We start from the raw sequence: 3825 nt of genomic DNA, 5'->3' as shown, positions 1-3825 counted from the left end.
CTCCCCGGTGGCCCCGTCGACCGACGACGCCGCCATCCCGGGCGGCGCACGCACCGCGGATCCCGCACCAGCCCCGACACCCGAGGCGGCTCAGCTCGAGCTGCCCGCCGAGACCGCTCCTGAGCCGGCGGCGGCCGCTGTTCCCCCCACGCCGGCCGCCGCCCCCGCCCCGCAGCAGGCTGCGCCGCGCGTGGCACCGCCGGCACGCCGCGCTGAGGGCGAGTTCACCGCGGCCGCCGCGGTGCTGCACACCGACGGGCTGTGGCTGCCCGACGGCACGAACGTGCCCCTGCACCGGCCCCTCGAGCACCTGGGCGACATCGCGATGATCGTTCAGGAGCTCGGCCTCGGCTTCAAGCGTGGCTGGAAGAGCGAAGACGGGCAGGTGTTCGCCACCGAGGACGCCGTCCGTGAGCTCATCGGCGTCGACGTCGCCCCGTACCGGCAGATGTGGGCGGATGAGGCGCGGCAGAAGTTCGCCGAGGCCACCAGCACCCACCCGTTCGTGACCCGCGCCCTCGAGGCAGGATTCAGCGTCGGCGGCCGCCCGGTGCCGCACCTGTCCGGCACGACCCGGATCTGGCACCAGGCGCACCCCGAGCTCAACGCCCGCCTGGCGCTGATCCCGCGCCTCAACGACGACTTCAAGCACCTCATCGCCGACGACCCGCACCCGGCCGTGATCGCCCGCCGCCTGCAGGCCTACGCCGAGGCGATCGAGTACCCCTACTCGCTGAGCGCGTCGACCACCGGCCTGGACCTCATGAAGGTCACCCGCTGGAAGGACCGCGTCGAGCTGTTCTCGGCCGAGCCGGAACTGCCCGAGCCCCGCGACGGCAGCCCGAAGCCGACCTCTGACCCCGACCTGATGTTCGACGCCGGCTGGCACCGCAAGCCCACCGACACCGAGCTGCAGCACACCTACGTGCACGCCTTCGACCGCGGCGGCTCCTACCTCGCCGGTATCGCCGGCCTCGAGCTCGGCATCGGCCAGGCCACCCACTACCCGAACGGCCACGAGTTCGACCGCAAGCTGCCCGGATACTGGCGCGTGGCGATGCCCGAGCCGAGCTCCTGGCTCGCCCCCAACCCGCTGTTCCCGCACTCGCGCCTCGAGCGCGTGCCGCAGCCGGGTGAGCTGATCTGGACCACGACCGACACGCTCGCCCTCGCCCAGGACCTCGGCTACGAACTCGACGTCGACGAGGCCTACATCTGGCACCGTCACAGCCGCGTCCTGGAGAGCTGGTACGGCCGCATCCGCGACGGCCTGGCCCGCGTCGGCCGCGGCACCCCCGACGCCGACGCCGTCCGAGCCCTGATCAAGGAGACCTACGTCCGCCCGATCGGCCTGATGACCTCCCGCGAGTTCATGACCGGACCTGACGGGAAGATCGCCGACGGCTTCGCCCCCGGGCGCCGGCACCTGATCATGGGTCGTGCCCGCGCCAACATCATCCGCTGGGCCTTCAAGATCGGCGAGGAGACCGGCCGCTGGCCCGTCGCCGTGGTGAAGGACACGCTGTACTACACCAGCGACGAGCGCGACCCCGCCGCCGCATGGCCCGGCCCTGAGAACAAGCTTGGCTTCGGGCTGGGCCAGTACAAGCCCGAAGCCACGTTCCTGCTCGAGGACATGCGCCCCTACCTCACCGGCAAGGGCGTGTTCGAGGCCAAGAAGCACATCGGTGAGCTGATCGACTTCGATGACGAGGAGCCGTTCTGATGGACGAGGACGCTCAGACCCGCAAGACCAAGGCCGAGCGCGCCATCCTCGAAGGCCTCACCGGCGCGGCGCCCACCAGCCGAGACGACGTCGCCGGCATGCTGCAGGTGCTCTACGGCACCACTCGCACCCGCCGCGGCGACGACGGTCAGCTGCGCGAGGTCCGCGCCGTCGACACCCGGGAAGCCGCACGCGGATTCGGTGTCAGCCAGCGCACCATCCAGCGCTGGCTCAAGGGCGCGTCCAACCCCCGCCGTGAGCACAAGGACAAGCTCGTCACCCGGACCCGCCAGGCCGCGTCGACCAAGCGCGGCCGCCAGCGCCTGGCCAACCGCGCCCGACGCAACGCCCCCGGACGGCCCATCCGCGTCCAGATCCGCAGCCACCAGGGGCCCACAGGCGACCCGACCTACAAGCGCGACCGCTCCACCCGAGCCGACCTGAGCCCCGAAGCCTACGAGGAGCTACTCAGCGCGTACGCCGAGACCGGCGAAGAGGGCATGCGCGAGTACCTGGCCGGCTATTTCAGCAGCGGCTCGACGGACTACCCGACCGACTGGGAGTTCGACGACATCCAGAAGATCGGCTTCGAACGCCTCTGATTCCGCGGGCGAGAGCCCTGCTCCGGCAGGGCACCTAGCCCGTACCGGCTATGCATACTAATATGTTCTCCAACGTGCACCCGAACGCGAGCGGAGACCCCATGGCCCACACCGCAGAGCAGATCGTCTCGTCCGACTTTCTGACCTACCAGCAGATCGCCGATGACCTCGGCGTAGCTGCCGCATCCGTGCGCCACTACAACACCCTCGCCGAGATGGAGCGCGCCGCCGGCAACCCCAAGGGCAAGGTCCTCTTCCCCGAGCGGGTCTACATCCCCGGCATCCGCCAGCCGTTCTTCCGCGCGGACGAGTACGCCATGTGGAAGAAGGCCCGCCAGGCCACGAACCGCAGCGCCCGCGGCCGGCGCACCCACCTCGAGTCCACCGACCGCCTCGAGGTGAACATGCTGCTCAACGACCGGATCCGCAACGCGCTCTCCGAAGCCAAGATCTCGCAGGGCACCGTGGCGCACACGATCGGCCTCTCCCCGTCGGCCGTGCAGTTCCGCCTCGCCGGCAAGTCCCGCTGGCAGCGCAGCGAGGTGGAGGCGATCGAGCGCCTCACCCAGCAGCAGATCCTCGACCGCCCGTAGGCCCCTCGTGACCGCGAGCTCGCCGGCATGGGATGACCGCAGACTCGCGATCATCCTCGCCAACGCGCTGCCCAGCGCCCTCGACCGCCACGGCACGCGCATCCTGCGCACGCACGCGGCCGCCGAGGCCCTCGGCGTCTCAGACAGCACCATCCGCCGCTGGATCCGGCACGGCGTGCCCCTACGCCGGCTCGATGACCTCAAGCAGATCATCTACCCGTCGACCGCGATCCTCGAGCAGGAGCAGCGCGATCTCCGCGCCGCATACCGCGCCCTCGAGGAGCTCGCCGGCATCGGCTTCACCCCGCCGGCGCAGTGGCGCACGATGGGCTGGCACGAGCCCCACGTGGTCGCCGTGACCACCCTGCAGGGCGCGAAGGTCTGCGTGCCCCGAGTCACGCTCGCCCTCGAGAGCCGCATCCGCCGCGGGGGAGAGCTGCCGATCTCGATCGAGGCCTCACGAGCCATGCGCCGCGGCGGAGCCGTCGTCACCGAAGCCGTGATCACCCCCAACCGGTTCGCCGCGCAGATCATCCGCCTCGAGCTGCTCGCCCAAGTCACCGACTGGCGCGTGCAGATCCACAGCAGCCTCCTCGGCAAGGGAGCCAGCCAAGGCTTCCTCGAGGAAGCACCCCGCACCACACTCCGCTCACACCTCACCCGCACCCGCCGGCGCATGGCCGAGATCCGCCGCCGCGCCGCCGCACAGCAGCAGGAGCAGAGCGAGCTCACCCCGAGCAGCTGACCCTCGGCCGAGGAGAGCGCCCCTCGAACGCGCCCACGCGCGAGTGGTACCAATATGCGGACTAGCGCGGCCGCGGCGGGGTGAAACCCCGGCACCCACCTCGAGAAGAGGCCTGCCTCGAGGGAGCGGCGTGCCGCTCCCCGGGAGTTCAGGAGCGCG

At 71.1% G+C, this 3825-nt stretch carries 3 protein-coding genes and 1 pseudogene; all 4 read left to right on the top strand.

The window, feature by feature from the left end:
• Nucleotides 1-1726: pseudogene (locus tag IR155_RS15495) on the top strand (hypothetical protein); the annotation flags it as partial.
• A complete protein-coding gene (locus IR155_RS15490; RefSeq protein WP_135115683.1) occupies nt 1726-2328 on the top strand; it encodes a hypothetical protein in 603 nt (200 codons plus the stop codon). The pseudogene IR155_RS15495 and the gene IR155_RS15490, both read left to right, overlap by 1 nt.
• Nucleotides 2329-2429: 101 nt before the next feature.
• Nucleotides 2430-2921, top strand: a complete 492-nt coding sequence (locus IR155_RS15485; RefSeq protein WP_135115682.1) for a hypothetical protein — start codon at nt 2430-2432, stop codon at nt 2919-2921.
• 7 nt (nt 2922-2928) lie between these two features.
• Nucleotides 2929-3666 (top strand): MerR family transcriptional regulator, encoded by a 738-nt coding sequence (locus IR155_RS15480; protein ID WP_135115681.1) that lies wholly within the window; start codon nt 2929-2931, stop codon nt 3664-3666.
• The last annotated feature ends 159 nt before the right edge of the window (nt 3667-3825 follow it).

The organism is Microbacterium paludicola, from assembly GCF_015235415.1.
Lineage (GTDB): Bacteria > Actinomycetota > Actinomycetes > Actinomycetales > Microbacteriaceae > Microbacterium > Microbacterium paludicola.
This window is presented reverse-complemented; position numbering and strand designations above follow the sequence as displayed.